This is a genomic window from Streptomyces sp. NPDC048516, from assembly GCF_043199875.1.
In the GTDB taxonomy this organism is placed as follows: Bacteria; Actinomycetota; Actinomycetes; order Streptomycetales; family Streptomycetaceae; genus Streptomyces.
The window spans coordinates 237,584-255,453 of sequence record NZ_JBICWS010000007.1 but is presented as its reverse complement, the minus strand read 5'-3'; the positions used below and the strand labels follow the sequence as shown (position 1 = coordinate 255,453).

General features: G+C 72.0%; 14 protein-coding genes. 3 read left to right on the top strand and 11 right to left on the bottom strand.

Going from position 1 to position 17,870, the window contains the following annotated elements:
- Window positions 1-30 precede the first annotated feature (30 nt).
- From whiA to ACGFR7_RS16815, 9 genes are all read right to left on the bottom strand, one after another.
- A complete protein-coding gene (gene whiA, locus ACGFR7_RS16855) occupies window positions 31-1,020 on the bottom strand; it encodes a DNA-binding protein WhiA (protein ID WP_355778756.1) in 990 nt (329 codons plus the stop codon).
- The gene (yvcK, locus tag ACGFR7_RS16850; RefSeq protein WP_393319133.1) at window positions 1,011-2,072 is read right to left on the bottom strand and encodes a uridine diphosphate-N-acetylglucosamine-binding protein YvcK; all 1,062 of its coding nucleotides are present in this window, start codon (window positions 2,070-2,072) and stop codon (window positions 1,011-1,013) included. Before yvcK ends, whiA begins: the two co-directional genes overlap by 10 nt.
- Window positions 2,069-3,013: an RNase adapter RapZ gene (gene rapZ / locus ACGFR7_RS16845; RefSeq protein WP_393319131.1), complete on the bottom strand. Its 945-nt coding sequence runs from the start codon at window positions 3,011-3,013 to the stop codon at window positions 2,069-2,071. The genes yvcK and rapZ overlap by 4 nt, the downstream gene beginning before the upstream one ends.
- Window positions 3,010-5,307, bottom strand: coding sequence for an excinuclease ABC subunit UvrC (gene uvrC, locus ACGFR7_RS16840; RefSeq protein ID WP_393319128.1), 2,298 nt, complete (start codon window positions 5,305-5,307; stop codon window positions 3,010-3,012). Before uvrC ends, rapZ begins: the two co-directional genes overlap by 4 nt.
- A gap of 158 nt (window positions 5,308-5,465) precedes the next feature.
- Window positions 5,466-6,353 (bottom strand): hypothetical protein, encoded by an 888-nt coding sequence (locus ACGFR7_RS16835; protein ID WP_393319126.1) that lies wholly within the window; start codon window positions 6,351-6,353, stop codon window positions 5,466-5,468.
- A gap of 4 nt (window positions 6,354-6,357) precedes the next feature.
- Window positions 6,358-6,702: a papain-like cysteine protease family protein gene (locus ACGFR7_RS16830; RefSeq protein ID WP_393319123.1), complete on the bottom strand. Its 345-nt coding sequence runs from the start codon at window positions 6,700-6,702 to the stop codon at window positions 6,358-6,360.
- A gap of 153 nt (window positions 6,703-6,855) precedes the next feature.
- Window positions 6,856-7,269, bottom strand: a complete 414-nt coding sequence (locus ACGFR7_RS16825) for a Rieske (2Fe-2S) protein (protein WP_393319121.1) — start codon at window positions 7,267-7,269, stop codon at window positions 6,856-6,858.
- Window positions 7,270-7,291: 22 nt separating this feature from the next.
- The gene (locus tag ACGFR7_RS16820; RefSeq protein ID WP_393319119.1) at window positions 7,292-8,704 is read right to left on the bottom strand and encodes a sugar porter family MFS transporter; all 1,413 of its coding nucleotides are present in this window, start codon (window positions 8,702-8,704) and stop codon (window positions 7,292-7,294) included.
- A gap of 5 nt (window positions 8,705-8,709) precedes the next feature.
- Complete coding sequence (locus tag ACGFR7_RS16815; RefSeq protein WP_393319116.1) at window positions 8,710-9,726, bottom strand: zinc-dependent alcohol dehydrogenase family protein; 1,017 nt, start codon at window positions 9,724-9,726, stop codon at window positions 8,710-8,712.
- A 179-nt stretch (window positions 9,727-9,905) separates the two neighbouring features.
- Here ACGFR7_RS16815 and ACGFR7_RS16810 point away from each other — a divergent pair, with 179 nt between their 5' ends.
- On the top strand, window positions 9,906-10,952 hold the full coding sequence (locus ACGFR7_RS16810; RefSeq protein WP_393319114.1) for a LacI family DNA-binding transcriptional regulator: 1,047 nt from the start codon (window positions 9,906-9,908) through the stop codon (window positions 10,950-10,952).
- Window positions 10,949-11,965: a carbohydrate kinase gene (locus ACGFR7_RS16805; protein WP_393319111.1), complete on the top strand. Its 1,017-nt coding sequence runs from the start codon at window positions 10,949-10,951 to the stop codon at window positions 11,963-11,965. The genes ACGFR7_RS16810 and ACGFR7_RS16805 overlap by 4 nt, the downstream gene beginning before the upstream one ends.
- A gap of 238 nt (window positions 11,966-12,203) precedes the next feature.
- On the opposite strand, the gene uvrA is transcribed toward ACGFR7_RS16805, so the two are convergent.
- Window positions 12,204-15,179 (bottom strand): excinuclease ABC subunit UvrA, encoded by a 2,976-nt coding sequence (uvrA, locus tag ACGFR7_RS16800; protein ID WP_393319108.1) that lies wholly within the window; start codon window positions 15,177-15,179, stop codon window positions 12,204-12,206.
- Window positions 15,180-15,512: 333 nt separating this feature from the next.
- A complete protein-coding gene (locus tag ACGFR7_RS16795; RefSeq protein WP_393319106.1) occupies window positions 15,513-16,238 on the bottom strand; it encodes a TetR/AcrR family transcriptional regulator in 726 nt (241 codons plus the stop codon).
- A gap of 60 nt (window positions 16,239-16,298) precedes the next feature.
- Here ACGFR7_RS16795 and ACGFR7_RS16790 point away from each other — a divergent pair, with 60 nt between their 5' ends.
- Window positions 16,299-17,849 carry an FAD-dependent monooxygenase gene (locus ACGFR7_RS16790; RefSeq protein WP_393319103.1) on the top strand — a complete coding sequence of 517 codons (1,551 nt, stop codon included), beginning with the start codon at window positions 16,299-16,301 and terminating at the stop codon, window positions 17,847-17,849.
- Window positions 17,850-17,870 lie beyond the last annotated feature (21 nt).

Genomic DNA, 17,870 nt, shown 5'->3' with positions numbered 1-17,870 from the left:
GGCGCATACGAGGAAGGACCGGGCTCCGTTTCAGCCCACCATGCCCTCGGCAAGTTCCTCGGTGAGGTTGGACTCGGTGCCGGGGATGCCCAGGTCCTGGGCGCGCTTGTCGGCCATCGCCAGCAGCCGGCGGATCCGGCCGGCGACGGCGTCCTTGGTCAGCGGCGGGTCGGCGAGGGCACCCAACTCCTCCAGGGAGGCCTGCTTGTGCTCCATGCGCAGGCGGCCGGCCGCCGCCAGGTGCTCGGGGACCTCCTCGCCCAGGATCTCCAGGGCCCGCTGGACCCGGGCGCCCGCGGCGACGGCGGCGCGCGCCGAACGGCGGAGGTTGGCGTCGTCGAAGTTGGCGAGACGGTTGGCGGTGGCCCGCACCTCGCGGCGCATCCGCCGCTCCTCCCACGCCAGCACCGACTCGTGGGCGCCGAGCCGCGTCAGCAGCGCGCCGATCGCGTCACCGTCACGGACGACGACGCGGTCCACGCCGCGCACCTCACGGGCCTTGGCGCCGATGCCGAGCCGGCGGGCGGCGCCGACCAGCGCGAGCGCCGCCTCGGGGCCGGGGCAGGTGACCTCCAGGGACGAGGAGCGGCCGGGTTCGGTCAGCGAGCCGTGGGCCAGGAAGGCGCCGCGCCAAGCCGCCTCGGCGTCGCAGGTCGCGCCGGAGACCACCTGTGGTGGCAGCCCGCGGATGGGGCGGCCGCGACCGTCGACCAGACCGGTCTGGCGCGCCAGCTGATCGCCGCCGGCCACGACCCGTACGACATAGCGGCTGCCGCGCCGCAGGCCGCCGGGGGCCATCACCACCAGGTCGGAGCCGTGCCCGAAGATCTCCAGGATGTCCTTGCGCAGCCGCCGGGCGGCGATGCCCGTATCCAGCTCCGCCTCGATCACGATGCGCCCGCTGACCAGGTGCAGACCGCCCGCGAACCGCAGGATCGACGAGACCTCCGACTTCCGGCAGCAGGTCCGGGTGACGGGGAGCCGGGAGATTTCATCCTTCACCGCTGCCGTCATCGCCATGGGCCGATCCTTCCATGCATCCGAAAAATACGGTCGTACGCGGCTGCCAGCAGCTCCGGGTCGTGCCGGTCGGGGGCTCCCCCGGCGCTCGACCGGGCGTCGTCTCCTTGTGCGGCGACCGCCGCCAGCTCGACCTCGCTGCCGACCAGCTGCTTCGCGGCAACCGTCAGACCTTCGATGTCGGGCACGGCGGCCTTGTCGGCCAGCACCACGTCGAAGGCGAGTTTAGGGGCGTGTCGGGCCAAAACCTCCAAATGACGCTGCGGGGAGAAGCCATCGGTTTCGCCCGGTTGGGGCGCAAGGTTGAGCGAAAGGACCTTTCGGGCCTTGGTCTCCTCCAGTGCCTCGCGCAGCTCAGGCACCAGCAGATGCGGGATCACGGAGGAGAACCAGGAGCCCGGTCCGAGCACCACCCAATCGGCGTCACGTACGGCGGCGACCGCCTCGGGGACGGCCGGCGGGTCCTCGGGGACCACGTGGACGGACTGCACCTCGCCGCGGGTGAGCGCGACGGTGGCCTGGCCGCGGACCGTGGTGATCGCGTCCGGGCGGCCCTCGTCGTGGCCCTTGACCTGGGCCTGGAGCTCCAGGGGCACCGCCGACATGGGCAGCACCCGGCCGTGCGCGCCGAGCAGCTTGCCGACCAGGTCGAGCGCCTGGACATGGTCGCCGAGCTGCTCCCACAGGGCGACGATCAGCAGATTGCCGACCGCGTGGTCGTGCAGCTCGCCCTCGCTGGTGAAGCGGTGCTGGATCACCCGGGACCAGGTCTGGCCCCAGTCGTCGTCGCCGCACAGCGCGGCCAGCGCCTTGCGCAGGTCGCCGGGCGGCAGGACGCCCAGCTCGTCACGGAGGCGCCCGCTGGAGCCACCGTCGTCGGCGACCGTGACCACAGCCGTCAGGTCACCGGTGATACGGCGCAGCGCGGTGAGTGAGGCGGACAGGCCCATGCCGCCGCCCAGTGCCACCACCTTGGGGGTGGCCCCCTTCGTCATACGGCCGCTGGGGACGAAGCGCCGGACCCTGCGCAGCCGTGGCGCACGCCCGCTCACTCGCGCCCCATGTCCCGGTGGACGACGACGGTTTCCACCCCTTCGGAAACCAGCCGGCGGGCAAGCTTCTCGGACATCGCGACGCTGCGGTGCTTGCCGCCCGTGCAGCCCACGGCGATGGTCACATAGCGCTTGCCCTCACGGCGGTACCCCTCGGCCACGATCCGCAGCAGCTCGGCATAGCCGTCCAGGAACTCCTTGGAGCCCGGCTGGCTGAAGACGTAGCTGGAGACCTCGTCGTTGAGACCGGTGAAGGGGCGCAGCTCGGGGACCCAGTGCGGGTTGGGGATGAAGCGGCAGTCGATGACCATGTCGGCGTCGACCGGCAGGCCGTACTTGAAGCCGAAGGACATGACCGTGGCGCGCAGCTCGGGGACCTCTTCGCCGGCGAACTGGGCGTCCATCTTGGCGCGGAGTTCGTGGACGTTGAGGCTGGAGGTGTCGATGACCAGGTCCGCGTCGCCGCGCAGCTCGCGCAGCAGATCCCGCTCGGCCACGATGCCGTCGACGATCCGGCCGTCACCCTGGAGGGGGTGCGGGCGGCGCACCGATTCGAAGCGGCGCACCAGGGCCTCGTCGGAGGACTCCAGGAAGACGATGCGGCGCTTGACGTTCTGCGCGTCGAGGGTGGCCAGCGACTCCTTGAGGTTGGCGAAGAAGCGGCGGCCGCGGACGTCCACGACGACCGCGATCCGGGCGACATTCCCCTGCGAGCGGGCGCCCAGCTCGACCATCGGAGCGATCAGCTCGGGCGGGATGTTGTCGACGACGAACCAGCCGAGGTCCTCCAGACACTTCGCGGCCGTACTGCGGCCGGCACCGGACATCCCGGAGATGATCACCAACTCGGGGATCGCGGCGCTCTCGCCCTGGTCGGTCGTGCCCGTGCTCACCTGTGCACCGTCTCTCTCGGATTCCTGCGCTTCGTGCGGTGTACTCATCGTTCCTGCCCCCGTTCTGCCGACAACGCGGCCGGTGGGGCCCCGTCATCTTCCATGATCTCTCCTGTGGCGGTGTTCACCGCAGGGGCGGACGGTGCCGCCCCCGCCAGCGCCGCGGCGACCGTCTCCGCGGTCTTGCGGCCGACGCCCGGGACCTCGCAGATCTCGTCGACGGTCGCGGCCCGCAGCTTCTTCACCGAGCCGAAATGCTTGAGCAGCGCCTGGCGGCGGGTGTCGCCGAGGCCGGCGACGGCGTCGAGCGGCGAGGACTTCAGCCGCTTGCCGCGCTTGCTGCGCTGATAGGTGATCGCGAAGCGGTGCGCCTCGTCGCGGACGCGCTGGAGGAGGTAAAGGCCCTCGCTGCTGCGCGGCAGCACGACCGGGTCGTCGTCCTCGGGCAGCCAGACCTCTTCCAGGCGCTTGGCCAGGCCGCACACGGCGACATCGTCGATGCCGAGCTCGTCCAGGGCCCGGCGCGCGGCCGCGACCTGCGGGGCGCCGCCGTCGACGACCACCAGCTGGGGCGGGTAGGCGAAGCGCTTGGGGCGGCCGTCCTCGTCGGTCGGGCGGCCGGCCATGGGGTCCGGCTCCAGCTCGTCGGGGTGCGCCGTGCCGGAGCCGGTGCCGGTGCTGGTGCTGGTGCTGGTGCTGGTGCTGGTGCTGGTGCCGAGGGTGATGCCGGGGGTGACGCCGGGGCCGGGGGTGATACCGCCGGTGCCGTCCGTGACTCCGGCGGCGTCCGGGACTCCGGTGGCGTCCGGGACTCCGGTGGCGTCCGGGACTCCGGTGCGGTCCGTGGCCCCGGTGCCGGGGGTGGCTCCGGTGCCGGCGGTGATGCCGTTGTCGTCCACGCGGGCGTCGACGGAGGGCTCCTCCGTCCACTCACCGGACTTCTGCTTCTCCTGGAGATAGCGCTTGAAGCGGCGGCCGATGACCTCGTGCATGGACCGGACATCGTCCTGGCCCTGGAAGGTCTTGATCTGGAAGCGGCGGTACTCGCTCTTCCGGGCGAGACCGTCCTCGAAGACCACCATCGAGGCGACCACGTCATCGCCCTGGAGGTGGGAGATGTCGAAGCACTCGATGCGCAGCGGCACCGCATCCAGGCCCAGGGCCTCGGCGATCTCCTCCAGGGCGCGGGAGCGGGTGGTGAGGTCGGAGGCGCGCTTGGTCTTGTGCAGCGCCAGGGCCTGCTGGGCGTTGCGGCCGACCGTGACCATCAGGTCCTTCTTGTCGCCGCGCTGCGGGATGCGCAGCGAAACCTGGGAACCGCGGCGCTCGGAGAGCCACTGCGCGATCGGCTCGACGGGCTCGGGGAGCGCCGGGACCAGGACCTCCTTGGGGACGGCGTCGCCGCGCTCCTCGCCGTACAGCTGCTGGAGGGCGTGCTCGACGAGACCGCTGGTGGTGACGGCCTCGACCTTGTCCGTCACCCAGCCTCGCTGGCCGCGCACCCGGCCGCCGCGGACGTGGAAGATCTGGACGGCGGCTTCGAGTTCGTCCTCGGCGAGGGCGATCAGATCGGCGTCGGTGGCGTCGGCGAGCACCACGGCGCTCTTCTCCATGGCCCGCTTGAGCGCCCCTATGTCATCACGCAGCCGGGCGGCGCGTTCATACTCCATCTCCTCGGCGGCCTCCTGCATCCCGCGCTCCAGGCGGCGGAGGTAGGCGCCGGTCCGGCCGGCCATGAAGTCGCAGAACTCCTCGGCGAGTTCGCGGTGTTCCTCGGCGGAGACCCGGCCGACACAGGGTGCCGAGCACTTGCCGATGTAGCCGAGCAGACAGGGGCGGCCGATCTGGGCGGAGCGCTTGAAGACACCGGCGGAGCACGTCCGCACCGGGAAGACCCGCAGCATCAGGTCGACGGTCTCGCGGATGGCCCAGGCATGGCCGTACGGACCGAAGTAGCGCACGCCCTTCTTCTTGGCGCCGCGCATGACCTGGACGCGCGGGAACTCCTCGTTGAGGGTCACCGCGAGGTACGGATAGCTCTTGTCGTCGCGGTACTTGACGTTGAAGCGCGGGTCGAACTCCTTGATCCAGCTGTACTCGAGCTGAAGCGCCTCGACCTCGGTCGAGACGACGGTCCACTCCACGGAGGCCGCGGTGGTGACCATCGTGCGCGTACGCGGATGGAGGCCGGCCAGGTCCTGGAAGTAGTTGGCCAGGCGCTGGCGCAGGCTCTTGGCCTTGCCGACGTAGATGACCCGGCCGTGTTCGTCGCGGAACTTATAGACCCCCGGCGAGTCGGGGATCTGTCCCGGCTTGGGTCGATAGCTGCTGGGGTCTGCCATGCACACCACCCTACTGACCGGGACCGACAATCACCGTTCCCAGGCCGTCCCCGATCCTGGCCCGGCGGCGCGGGCGCAGGGCGTCGGGCCGGGGGAACGGCCGGACGGGAGGCGGCCTGCCCGCCGCACCGACGGCATGTGACGGTCAGGCGGACCGGTCAGGCGCTGCGCCGCCTGCGCAGCGCCGCCGAGGCGGACAGCCCCAGCGCGAGCAGGGCGGCGGCGCCCGCCACGCTCGTGGCGGCGGTCACCGGCAGACTGTCGCCCGCGAACGCACCCGCCGTGACGGGGCGGGGTGCGCGGGGCTCGCGGCCGGTGGCCGGGGCCGCGGCCACCGGCCCGTGGCCGCCGGCCCCGCCGCGCCGGTCGTACGCGGAGCCGGGGAGCTTGTCCCCGTAAACCCGCGCCACCCTCTTCCGATAGGCGGCGACTGTGGTCCCGTGCGCGCCGACGGCCCTGCGGGCGTCCGCGTCCAGTGGCTCGATCCGCTCGCCGTGCTGCACGTACCAGGCGTCGGTCCGCGGCTCGTGGAAGACCGTGCCGCCCTTCGCCCGCGCGGCCCCTGCCGCGGTGTAGCGCCTCTCGTCGTCGCCGGTGGCGATGGTGACGACCTTCCAGCCGGCGCCCCGCCGTGCGGTCCGCACCGAAGCCGTGCGGCCGTCGCCCGCGACGGCCTTGTGGGCGAAGAACTCCAGGCGGGCGACCGGGGCTCCGGGCCGGCCACGGACGAAGTCCGGTGACAGGACGTGGACGGGGACGGCGGCGCCCTCAAGGTGCGGTGCGGCCTGCGCGCTACCGGGGGCCACGGCGCGCCCGCCGCCGCGCTTGCGTCCGGCCGCGAAGAACCGGGCGAGGGCGTCCAGGGTGGCGGGGGCGGTGGCCGCCGCATGGGCGGCGGCGACGCTCGCCGGGGCCGGGGCCGGGGTCCGTGGCACGGCGAAGGGCGCGGCCGACGCGAGGTGCGGGGTGAGGCCGAGGAGGGCCATGAGGGACGTGCCGGTGGCGACGGCGCGAAGGGCGGTGCGGACGGCGGTGCGCTTCGTCATGGCCTCAGGCTCCTATCCGGCACTGGGTGTGTGTCCAGGAGAAGGAGCTGCCGTTCACGTAGTAGTCGAAATCGCCCCAGTTGTAGCGCTTGTTGGCCGACCGTGGATCACACAGGTACGCCCTGTGGCGATCCGTGTCATATCCGTGGATCACATGCGTATGGCCACTGCCGGAGGCCCACTGGATCCGGATCCCGACGGGCCGGCCGGCGCCGGTCTCGTCCCGCCGGCTGTCGTAGCGGCGCCAACCGGTCACGTACGAACCGGAGTTGACGCCCGCCCAGTCGACGGCGTTCTGCGCTTTGCCGAGGTGGCTTGGCCGTTGGGGCAGGCGGTGCCCGTCCAGCACCGGTTGGCCTGCTCCTGGGCTGTATGGCGATGCCGAGGCGGTGGGCGGCGCGGCCGGCAGCCGGGTGGGCGGCCGGCAACCACGTGGACGGCCCGGCCCGCAGCCAGGTGAGCGCCGCGGCCGGCAGCCTGCTGCGGGGGAACGGCCCGCGCCTCAGCCCGCGATCAGCTTGCCGTCCTTGGCCTTGACCGGGACCTCGGGCAGCGGCTCGGACGCCGGCCCCTGGATGACCTTGCCGGTGGTGACGTCGAAGCGGCTGCCGTGGCAGGGGCAGCTGCCCTCCTTCTTCTCGACCTCGGCCAGGATGCAGCCGGCGTGGGTGCACTTGGCGCTGAAGCACTTGTAGGTGCCCTTGGCGGGCTGCGAGACGACGAGCCGGTCCTCGCGGTAGAGCTTGGCGCCACCGACCGGCACCTCGGCGGCGGCCCCGAGATCGACCGGCCCCGCGGGCTGTGCCGGGGCGTTCGCGCCCGAGTCCCCCGGCGAGCAGGCCGCCAGGCCGAAGCCGGCGGCGCCGGCGAGCGCGGCCCCCCGCAGCACGGTCCGTCGGGCGGGGGGCTGGCTCATGGCTGCTCCAGAGGTCAGGGCATCAGTGGGGGGCGGCTCCCGACGATACCGGCACAGATCGCTCCGCTTCCGGCCGGGCCTGGCGCCCCCGCAGCAGGTCCTGCTCGATCTCCTCCAGGCTGCGGCCCTTGGTCTCCGGCAGCAGCCGCTGCACGAAGAGGAACGCCAGCAGGGTCGTCCCGGCGAAGAACAGGAAGTTGACCCCGGCGCCCCAGGCGTGCAGCAGCGAGGGGAACACCAGCGCCACGATCATGTTGAACAGCCAGTTGAAGAGCACGCACAGGCCGACCGCGGACGCCCGGATCCGCATCGGGAACAGCTCGGGCAGCATTACCCACTGCACCGGCCCCCAGGAGATCGCGAAGGACGCGATGTAGAGCGCGATCCCCCCGAGGGTGAGTACGGACAGCAGCGCGCCGTAGCCGAGGCCGGAGAGATTGGTGACGGCCAGCAGCACCATCGCCGCGCACATGCCCAGCGCGCCCCACAGCAGCAGCGGCTTGCGCCCCTTGCGGTCGATGAGCCGCATCGCCGGAAGCGTCATCAGCATGTTGAGCAGGCCGATGCCGACGTTGGCGAGGATCGCGCCGCCGGAGCCGAACCCGATGTCGGTGAGCAGGGTCGGCGCGTAGTAGATGATCGTGTTGATGCCGACGAAGTTCTGGAAGAGGACCAGCAGCATCCCCACCACGAACACCGGACGCAGCCGTGGTGACAGCAGCCGCCGCAGCGTCAGCGGCTCGCTCTGCGCCCGCTCGGTGCGCTCGGCCCGCTCGATCTCCGCCAGCTCCTCCCCCGCCGCGCCGGCGTCGCCGCGCAGCCGGGTCAGCACCGTACGCGCCTCGCCGGTGCGGCCCTTGCCCACCAGCCAGCGCGGGCTCTCCGGCTGGGTGAGGATGCCCAGCGCCAGGATCGCGGCCGGGATCACGCCGAGGCCGATCATCCAGCGCCAGGCCTCGGCGTCGGCCAGCAGGTAGTCGGTGACGTACGCGACGAAGATCCCGACCGTGACCAGCAGCTGCATCAGGGACGTCAGCCCGCCGCGCAGCTGCTTGGGGGCGAGTTCGGTGAGGTAGAGCGGGACGACGACGGAGGCGATGCCGACGCCGATCCCGATCACGAACCGGAACGCGATCAGCGAGGCGGGGCCGAAGGCGAAGGAGGCGCCCAGCGTGCCGAGGATGAAGACCCCGGAGGCCGCGAGGATCAGCCGGCGGCGCCCCCAGGAATCGCTCAGCCGCCCCGACAGGCCCGCGCCGAGCATGGCGCCCACCAGGAGGCCCGAGACGACCAGGCCCTCCAGGAGCGGGCTGAGGGCGATGTCGTTCTTGATGAAGAGCATGGCGCCGGAGATGACTCCGGTGTCATAGCCCCACAGGATGCCGCCGAGGGCCCCGAAGACCCAGATCAGCGCGTTCTTGATGCGTGCGGGCACGGCGGTCAGCCCTTCTGCGGGGCGATGTGGATCTTGCGGCCGGTGCCCGCCCGGAACCGGGCCACCGCCTCGTCGAACCCGTCCAGACCGTAGACGTCGCTGACCAGCGAGTCGACGGGGACGGCGCCGAGGCCGGCGGCGAGCACATCGATGGCGGGCTGGAAGCTGTGGTGCACCGCCATCGAACCGATGATGTCGATCTCGTGGTGGTAGACGCGGTACGGCGAGAAGGAGGCCGCGCGCGCCGGGTCGGCGACGCCGAACTGCAGGAAGGTACCACCGCGGCGCACCCGGCCCAGCCCGTCCTCGATGGCCGCGACGGCGCCGGTCGCATCGACCACGACCTCGAAGCCGGGCGCCCGGCCGAGCCGGTCGGCGCTCGTCACGGCCGCGTCGACGCCGAAGGACTCGGCGAACGCCAGCCGCTGCTCGTTGAGGTCCACGACGGACACCGAGGCGGCGCCAGCGGTCCGTACGAGGGCGGCCATCAGCAGGCCCATGGTGCCGGCGCCGTAGATCAGATAGTGCTCGCCGGGCCGGCGCGGCAGCCGGCTCAGGCCGTGCACCGCGCAGGACAGCGGCTCGACGAGTCCCGCCGCGGCCTCCGAGAGACCGTCGGGCAGGAGGTAGCAGCAGCGTGCGGGCACGGCGACCAGCTCGGCGAAGCCGCCGGGCCGGGTGACGCCGATCGCGGTGTAGTCCTCGCAGAGGTTGCCGCGGCCGATCCGGCAGTAGTGGCAGGCGCCGCACGGCATGTTGGGGTCGACCGCGACCCGGTCCCCGACCGCCCGGCCGGTCACCGCCGCGCCCACCGCCACGATCTCGCCGGTCAGCTCGTGCCCGGGCACCAGCGGATAGACCGCGGCGGGCAGCTCACCGCCGAGGAGGTGCATATCGGTGCCGCACAGCCCGCAGGACGTGACGCGCACGACCACCTCATCGGGCTCCGGGCGGGGGTCGGGCAGCTCGGTGGCAGCGGCGCTGCCCCCCTTGCCCGGTGCGGTGACCACGAGAGCGCGCATCGGCGCCTCCTCACGACGTCGTGCGGGATGGCAATGCCGGGAAGGTAGCTTGGACGTAAACGCTTACGCAAGCGTTTACGTTTACGGTGGAGTGCTCGTAATGTGGTGGACTCGCGGGATGGGGCCATGGGAGGCCGCGGCACCGACGGGGTGCCGCACGCCCGGGGAGGAAGAGCCGGATGACGACGATGACGGATGTGGCACGGCGTGCGGGGGTCTCCGTCGCCACGGTCTCGCATGTGCTGAACGACACCCGCCCGGTGCGGCCCGGCACCCGTGCCGCGGTGCTCGGCGCCATCGACGAGCTCGGCTACACCCCCAACACCCTGGCCCGCTCCCTGGTCACCTCCCGCACCCGCTCGATCGGCCTGGCGGTCTCCGCGATCAGCAACCCGTACTTCACCGAGATCCTCCAGGGTGTCGAGGCCGGCGCCCTGGAGGCCGGCTACAGCCTGCTGATCGCCGATCCGCACGACGACCCGCGGCACGAGCACAAGGTCGTCCAGCTGCTCCACGAGCGACGCGTGGACGGCATGATCGTGGCACCGTCCGCGGAGCCCGCCGAGATGGTGGAGTATCTGGCCCGCCGTGAGGTGCCCACCGTGTTCCTGGACCGGCTGGTCGGCGACGATCACGACCAGGTGTGCGCCGAGAACACCGGCCCGGTGCGTCAACTGGTCGGGCACCTGGCCGAGTCGGGGCACACCCGGATCGGTCTGGTCGCCGGCCTGCCCGGCCTGAGCACGACCACCGAGCGGGTCCAGGGCTACCGCGAGGGCCTGCGCGCCCACGGCCTGCCCTTCGCACCCGAACTCCTCGCCGGCGGCAACTCCGAGGCGGCGGGCGCCCAGAGCGCCACCCACCATCTGCTGGCCGCCCCCGAACCGCCCACCGCGATCATCACCGCCAACAACGCGATGACCATCGGCACCCTCCGGGCCCTGCGCGAGCTCGGCCTGGACGTACCCCGCGATATCGCGCTCGCCTGCTTCGACGACTTCTCGTGGGCCGATCTGTTCACGCCGCGGCTGACCGCGATCGCCCAGCCCAGCAAGGACATCGGGGCGGCGGCGGTCCGGCTGCTGCTGGAGCGCCTGGCGGAGCCGGACCGGCCCCCGCGCACCGTCCGCCTCCCTTGCACCTTTGTGCACCGTACGTCGTGCGGCTGCGCCGAACCCGCCCCGGCCACGCCCCCGGCCACCCAGGAAAGGAACCCCATCCCGTGATCGTCGTCGCCGGCGAGGCGCTGATCGACCTCGTCCCCAGCCCCCAGGCCGCTCCCCCCTCCCGCCAGGGCACGGAAGGGGCTCCCACCTCGGACGACCGGTTGCCGGCGCTGCTGCCGCGGCGCGGCGGCGGCCCGTACAACACCGCGGTCGCGCTGGGACGGCTGGGCTCGCCGGCCGCGTTCTGCTCCCGGATCTCGACCGACAGTTTCGGCGAGGCGCTGCTCCAGGGGCTGGTCGGCGGCGGCGTCGACACCTCCTTGGTGCAGCGCGGCAGCGAGCCGACCACCCTCGCCGTGGCGGACATCAGCCCGGACGGGTCGGCGGGCTACGGCTTCTATGCGGACGGCACCGCCGACCGGCTCTTCACCCTGCCGCCCGCGCTGCCCGCCGGGGTCCGTGCGCTCTCCCTGGGCACCTGCTCGCTCGTGCTGGAACCGGGCGCGAGCGCGTACGAGTCCCTGCTGCGCCGCGAGGCCCGGCGCGGCGTCTTCACGGCGCTCGACCCCAACATCCGGGCCGGTCTGATCCCGGACCCGGACGCCTACCGGGCCCGCTTCCGCTCCTGGCTCCCCGACCTCGCTCTGCTGAAGCTGTCGGAGGAGGACGCCCTGTGGCTGGCCGGTGCCGGGGACGGTGCCGGGGACGGCGCGGCGCCGGGCGACGCGTGGGAGACGGTCGCCGCGGCGGCGCAGGAATGGCTGGCTGCGGGGCCCGCGGCTATCGTCCTGACCCGTGGGGGCGACGGTCTGACGGTGCTGAGGCGCGGCGGCGGTGAGCTGACGGTCCCCGGCGAGCGGGTCACCGTCGTCGACACCATCGGGGCCGGCGACACGGTCAACGCCGCGCTCCTGCACCGCCTGGATGCCCATGGCGCCCTCTCGTACGCCGCAGTCGCCGCTCTCGGTGACGACGACTGGCGGGACATCCTGCGCTTCGCCGCCCGCGCGGCCGCCGTCACCTGCTCCCGCGCGGGCGCGGAACCGCCGTTCGCCACGGAGTTGGCGGCGTAGGCGGCGTAGGCGGCTCAAGGCGGTGTAGAGGACCAGCAGCGGGGCTCGTTAGCGGACCAGCAGCGGGGCGGGGCCACGGCGCCGGCCGGGAAGCGGCGGCGCGGCGGAGCTTCTTCGTCCGCTTCCTCCGTACCCTTCCGCTTCCTCCGCATCCTTCCGCTTTCTCCATACCGAAGCGGGCCGCCACCGTCTCTCGTACGGAGAGCGGTGACGGCCCGGCGGGAACCGGCCGACGGTGTCAGGTGGCCTTGCGGGCCCGTGCCGTCGTCTTCTTGGGCGGGGCCGCGGTCTTCCTGGCGGCCGTCTTCTTCGCCGCGGCCTTCTTGGCCGCCGGCTTCTTCGCGGTGGCCCCCGCCGGCGCGGCATCGCTGACGCGGTCGCCGAGGATCTCCCGCAGGAACTTGCCGGTGTGACTGGCCGGGATCGAGGCGACGCCCTCCGGGGTGCCCTCGGCGACGACCAGACCGCCGCCGTTGCCGCCTTCGGGGCCCATGTCGACGACCCAGTCCGCCGTCTTGATCACATCGAGGTTGTGCTCGATGACGATCACCGTGTTGCCCTTGTCCACCAGGCCGGACAGCACATTGATCAGCTTGCTGATGTCGTCGAAGTGCAGACCGGTGGTCGGCTCGTCGAGGACGTAGACCGTGCTGCCCGTCGAGCGCTTCTGGAGCTCGCTGGCCAGCTTGACGCGCTGCGCCTCACCACCGGAGAGCGTCGGCGCGGACTGGCCGAGCCGGACGTACCCGAGGCCGACCTCGTTGAGCGTCTTGAGATGCCGGGAAATGGTCGGCACCGCCTCGAAGAAGCTCAGCGCCTCCTCGATGGGCATGTCCAGCACCTCGGCGATGGACTTGCCCTTGTAGTGGACCTCCAGCGTCTCCCGGTTGTAGCGCGCACCGTGGCAGACCTCGCACGGCACATACACATCCGGCAGGAAGTTCATCTCGATCTTGATCGTGCCGTCGCCGGAGCAGTTCTCGCAGCGGCCGCCCTTGACGTTGAAGGAGAAACGCCCCGGCAGATAGCCGCGGACCTTGGCCTCCATCGTCTCCGCAAAGAGCTTGCGGACATGATCGAAGACGCCGGTGTAGGTGGCCGGGTTGGAGCGCGGGGTACGGCCGATCGGCGACTGGTCGACATGCACGACCTTGTCCACCAGGTCGTCGCCCGCCACCCGGGTGTGCCGGCCCGGGACCGACTTGGCGCCGTTCAACTCGCGTGCCAGGTGGGTGTAGAGGATGTCGTTGACCAGCGTCGACTTACCGGATCCGGAGACACCGGTGACGGCGGTGAACACTCCGAGCGGGAAGGAGACGTCGATGTCGCGGAGGTTGTTCTCCTTCGCGCCGTGGACCGTCAGCTGCCGCGACGGGTCGGCGGGCCGCCGGATGTCCGGGGTCGCGATGACCTTCTTGCCGGAGAGATACTGGCCGGTGATCGACTCCTTGGTGGCCAGCAGCTGCTTCATCGGGCCGCTGTGCACGACCTTGCCGCCGTGCTCGCCCGCGCCGGGGCCGATGTCCACCACCCAGTCCGCGACCTTGATGGTGTCCTCGTCGTGCTCGACGACGATCAGGGTGTTGCCCATGTCGCGCAGCCGCACCAGGGTCTCGATCAGCCGGTGGTTGTCGCGCTGGTGCAGGCCGATCGACGGCTCGTCGAGGACATAGAGCACGCCCACCAGGCCGGAGCCGATCTGGGTGGCGAGGCGGATGCGCTGGGCCTCACCGCCGGAGAGGGTGCCGGCCGCGCGGTTCAGCGAGAGGTAGTCCAGGCCGACGTCGACCAGGAACTTCAGCCGCTCGTTGACCTCCTTGAGGACCCGCTCGGCGATCTTCTTCTCGCGGGCGGTGAGCTTCATGTCCCGCAGGAAGTCGGCGCAGTCGCTGATCGACATGGCCGCGACCTCGGCGATCGACCTCTCCTGGACCGTGACGGCGAGCACGATCGGCTTCAGCCGGGTGCCCTCACAGGTCGGGCAGGGCACCTCGCGCATATAGCCCTCGAAGCGCTCCCGGCTGCTGTCGCTCTCCGCCTCGGAGTGCCGCCGCTTGACGAACGGGACGGCGCCCTCGAAGGGGGTGGTGTAGGCCCGCTGGCGGCCGTACCGGTTGCGGTAGCGCACCTCGATCTGGGTCTTGTGGCCGTTCAGCAGCGCCTTCTTGGCGCGGGCCGGCAGCCCGGCCCAGGGGATGTCCGTACGGAATCCGAGGGCGTCCGCGAGCGCGCCGACCAGGCGGCCGAAGTATTCCTTGGTGTGGCCGTGCGACCAGGGGTGGATGGCGCCCTCGTCGAGGGAGCGGTCCTCGTCGGGAATGATCAGCTCGGGGTCGACCTCCATGCGCGTACCGATGCCGGTGCAGTCCGGGCAGGCGCCGAAGGGCGAGTTGAAGGAGAAGGAGCGGGGCTCCAGCTCCTCGAAGGAGAGATCGTCGTAGGCGCAGTACAGATGCTCCGAGTACATCCGCTCGCGCTGCGGGTCGTCCGCGTCCAGATCGACGAAGTCGAGGATGACCATGCCGCCGGAGAGCCCGAGGGCGGTCTCGACGGAGTCGGTCAGCCGGCGCTTGGCGGTCTCCTTGACCGTGAGGCGGTCGACGACCACCTCGATGGTGTGCTTCTCCTGCTTCTTCAGCTTCGGCGGCTCGGAGAGCTGGATCGTCTCCCCGTCGACCCGGGCCCGGCTGTAGCCCTTCGTCTGGAGGTCGGAGAAGAGATCGACGAACTCGCCCTTGCGCTCGCGCACCAGCGGGGAGAGCACCTGGAAGCGGCTGCCCTCGGGGAGTTCGAGCACCTTGTCGACGATGGCCTGCGGCGACTGCCGGGCGATCGGCCGTCCGCACTCGGGGCAGTGTGGCTTGCCGATACGGGCGAAGAGCAGACGGAGGTAGTCGTAGACCTCGGTGATCGTGCCGACCGTCGAGCGCGGGTTGCGCGACGTCGATTTCTGGTCGATCGACACCGCGGGGGACAGGCCCTCGATGAAGTCCACATCGGGCTTGTCCATCTGCCCGAGGAACTGCCGGGCGTAGGAGGAGAGCGACTCGACATAGCGCCGCTGCCCCTCGGCGAAGATCGTGTCGAAGGCGAGCGAGGACTTGCCCGACCCGGAGAGCCCCGTGAAGACGATGAGGGAGTCGCGGGGGAGGTCGAGCGAGACGTTCTTGAGGTTGTGCTCGCGAGCGCCACGGACGATGAGACGGTCGGCCACGCCGGTCGGCACCTTTCTTGGAGGGGGCGGGGGCCGCGGCTCTGCGTCCGCCGCGCGGTGGATGAGCAGAGGCAACGGAGCGGAGCGGAGCCCCCGCCCCAGGGTATGGGGCCCGCCGCGGCACTGTCTTTGGGATGCCACACACGAGCCTATAGCACGCGCATTCGATTTAGGGGGTTCGCAAGCCCTCTTCACCCGAACGTGTGGCGGCCCCACAATCTTCCCGCCCCGCCGCGCACCCGCGCTCGCCGTACGCCTCCCACGCCCAGTGCGCCTCCCACGCCCAGTGCGCCTCCTGCGCCCCGCACGGCCGCGGGACCGGACGGACTCCCCTCAGGCGACACCGGACAGCGCACGCTCCAGCGCGTCGAAGGTGCGTCGCAGCACCTCCGCCTGTTCAACGGCCACCTCGTCCACCGGGTCACCCCCGAACTGCCGGGCCAGCGCTTCGGCACCCGCCGCCCGGATCCCCGCGACGATCAGCGCCGCGGCCAGCCGGGCATCCGGGCCGGGGCGGTCCGCTTCGCCGCCCGCCGCCTCGGCCAGCAGCGCGGCCAGCGTGTTCTCCACCTCCTCGAGCGCCTCCCGGCCTCGCGCGCGCAGCGCCGGCGAGTCCAGCAGCGTCCGCCAGAAGTGCTCGAACCCCTCCCCCACGGCGGCCAGCGGATGCCGCTGTGCCAGCAGCCCGAGAGCGAGCCCGCGCAGCGCGGCGAGCGGCGACTCGTCCGCGCCGCGCCCGCGGACGGCGCGGGTGATCAGCTCCCGGGCCTCGGGGACCCGGTCGAGGAACAGGTCCTCCTTGCGCGGGAAGTAATTGAAGACCGTCATCGTGGACACCTCGGCGGCGCGGGCCACCTCTGCGACGGTCACGTTGTCGAACCCCCGCCGGATGAACAGCAGCGTGGCCTCGCCGGAGATCCGCTGCCGGGTACGCAGCTTCTTGCGCTCGCGCAGCGTCAGCCGCCCGTCGCCCTCGGTGAAACCCGCCTCCTCCCACCGGTCGCGAGGCCCCGCCTCGTCACCGCCGCGCCGCTCTTCGTCCGTCACGACATCCTTCATGGCCGGAAGTTTAGACCCGCATTTAGTCACTACAAATTTATAGTGACTACACTTTCCTCCATGAACCATGACGCGGACGTAGTGGTGGCAGGGGGCGGCCCGGTGGGGCTGATGCTCGCCTGCGAACTCGCATTGGCAGGCGTGTCGGTCGTCGTCCTGGAGCGGCTGACCGACGTGGATACGACCATCAAGGCAGGGGCGGTCAACTCCCCCACGGCAGAGGCCCTTTACCGGCGCGGGATGCTGCCCGCCCTGGCGGCCGCCCAGCGCGACGCGTACGACAGGGTCAGCTCGTTCGTGCGGCAGCGCCAGGCCGCCGGCGCCACCGGGATGAAGCAGCCGCCGAAGTTCGCCGGGCACTTCGCGGGCATCATGCTGCGCGGTGACCTGCTGGACGGGTCCGACCCGGACTTCGACGGCACCGGGGCCGCCGCCGAGGTCGGCCTCGTACCCCAGGAAGCCCTGGAGCGGCTGCTCGGCGCCCGCGCCGCCGAGCTGGGCGTCGACCTGCGCCGCGGGGTGACCCTGACCGGCTTCGACGCCGGCGAGGACGGTGTGCACGTCCACACCTCGGGCGGGTCGCTGCGCACCGGCTGGCTGGCCGGCTGCGACGGCGGCCGCAGTACCGTCCGCCGGCTCGCCGGCTTCGCCTTCCCCGGGACGGCCCCGGAGATCACCGGCCATCAGGCCCTCGTCGAGATGACCGGCGCCGATGCCCTGGGTGCCGGCTGGAACTTCACCCGGACGGGGACCTACGTCCACGGCCCGGTGCCCGGCCGGATCCTCACCGTGGAGTTCGACGGGCCGCCGGCGGACCGCGAATCCCCCGTCACCGCAGAGGAGTTGCAGGCCTCTTTGCGGAAGGTGTCCGGGGTCCCGGACGTCACGATCCACGCGGTGCACTCGGCGACCCGGTTCACCGATAACGCGCGCCAGGTGCCCGATTACCGGTCGGGGCGGGTGCTGCTCGCCGGTGACGCGGCGCACGTGCACTCGCCGTTCGGCGGCCAGGGGCTGAACCTCGGCATCGGCGACGCCATGAACCTCGGCTGGAAGCTGGCCGCCACGGTGCACGGGTGGGCACCGCAGGGGCTGCTCGACAGCTACACGGCCGAGCGGCACCCGCTGGGGGCATGGGTGCTGGAGTGGACCCGGGCCCAAGTGGCGCTGATGCGGCCGGAGTCGCACGCGCGGGCGTTGCGCGGGGTGATCGCCGAATTGACCGGGACGGCCGCCGCCACGACCTTCTTCGCCAAGAAGATCTCCGGCGTGTGGCAGCGCTACGACCTGCCCGGCGACCATCCGCTGACCGGCCGCAGCGCGCCCGACCTGGAGCTCGGTGACGGCACCCGGCTCGCGGACCATCTGCACGGCGGGCAGGGGCTGTTGCTCGATCTCGCCGGGGACGTTGAGGTGCGCAAGCACGCCGCCGGATACGGCGGCCGGATACGGGTGGTCACGGCGAGCTGCCCGGGGCGGCCCGGTCCGGCCGGCCTGCTGGTGCGTCCCGACGGCACCACCGCCTGGGCGGGGGACGCCCCCGGCGGCCCGGACGGGCTGGACGCCGCACTCCGGCTCTGGTTCGGGACGCCCGCCGAAGCGGCGGCCTGACCTCCGGGCCCCGGGGACCGT

Coding starts and splice junctions, on each gene's coding strand:
- ACGFR7_RS16790 (WP_393319103.1), top strand. CDS start 16,299: ATGAACCATGACGCGGACGTAGTGGTGGCAGGGGGCGGCCCGGTGGGG.
- ACGFR7_RS16835 (WP_393319126.1), bottom strand. CDS start 6,353: ATGACGAAGCGCACCGCCGTCCGCACCGCCCTTCGCGCCGTCGCCACC.
- ACGFR7_RS16795 (WP_393319106.1), bottom strand. CDS start 16,238: ATGAAGGATGTCGTGACGGACGAAGAGCGGCGCGGCGGTGACGAGGCG.
- ACGFR7_RS16810 (WP_393319114.1), top strand. CDS start 9,906: ATGACGACGATGACGGATGTGGCACGGCGTGCGGGGGTCTCCGTCGCC.
- ACGFR7_RS16825 (WP_393319121.1), bottom strand. CDS start 7,269: ATGAGCCAGCCCCCCGCCCGACGGACCGTGCTGCGGGGGGCCGCGCTC.
- uvrC (WP_393319128.1), bottom strand. CDS start 5,307: ATGGCAGACCCCAGCAGCTATCGACCCAAGCCGGGACAGATCCCCGAC.
- ACGFR7_RS16815 (WP_393319116.1), bottom strand. CDS start 9,726: ATGCGCGCTCTCGTGGTCACCGCACCGGGCAAGGGGGGCAGCGCCGCT.
- whiA (WP_355778756.1), bottom strand. CDS start 1,020: ATGGCGATGACGGCAGCGGTGAAGGATGAAATCTCCCGGCTCCCCGTC.
- rapZ (WP_393319131.1), bottom strand. CDS start 3,013: ATGAGTACACCGCACGAAGCGCAGGAATCCGAGAGAGACGGTGCACAG.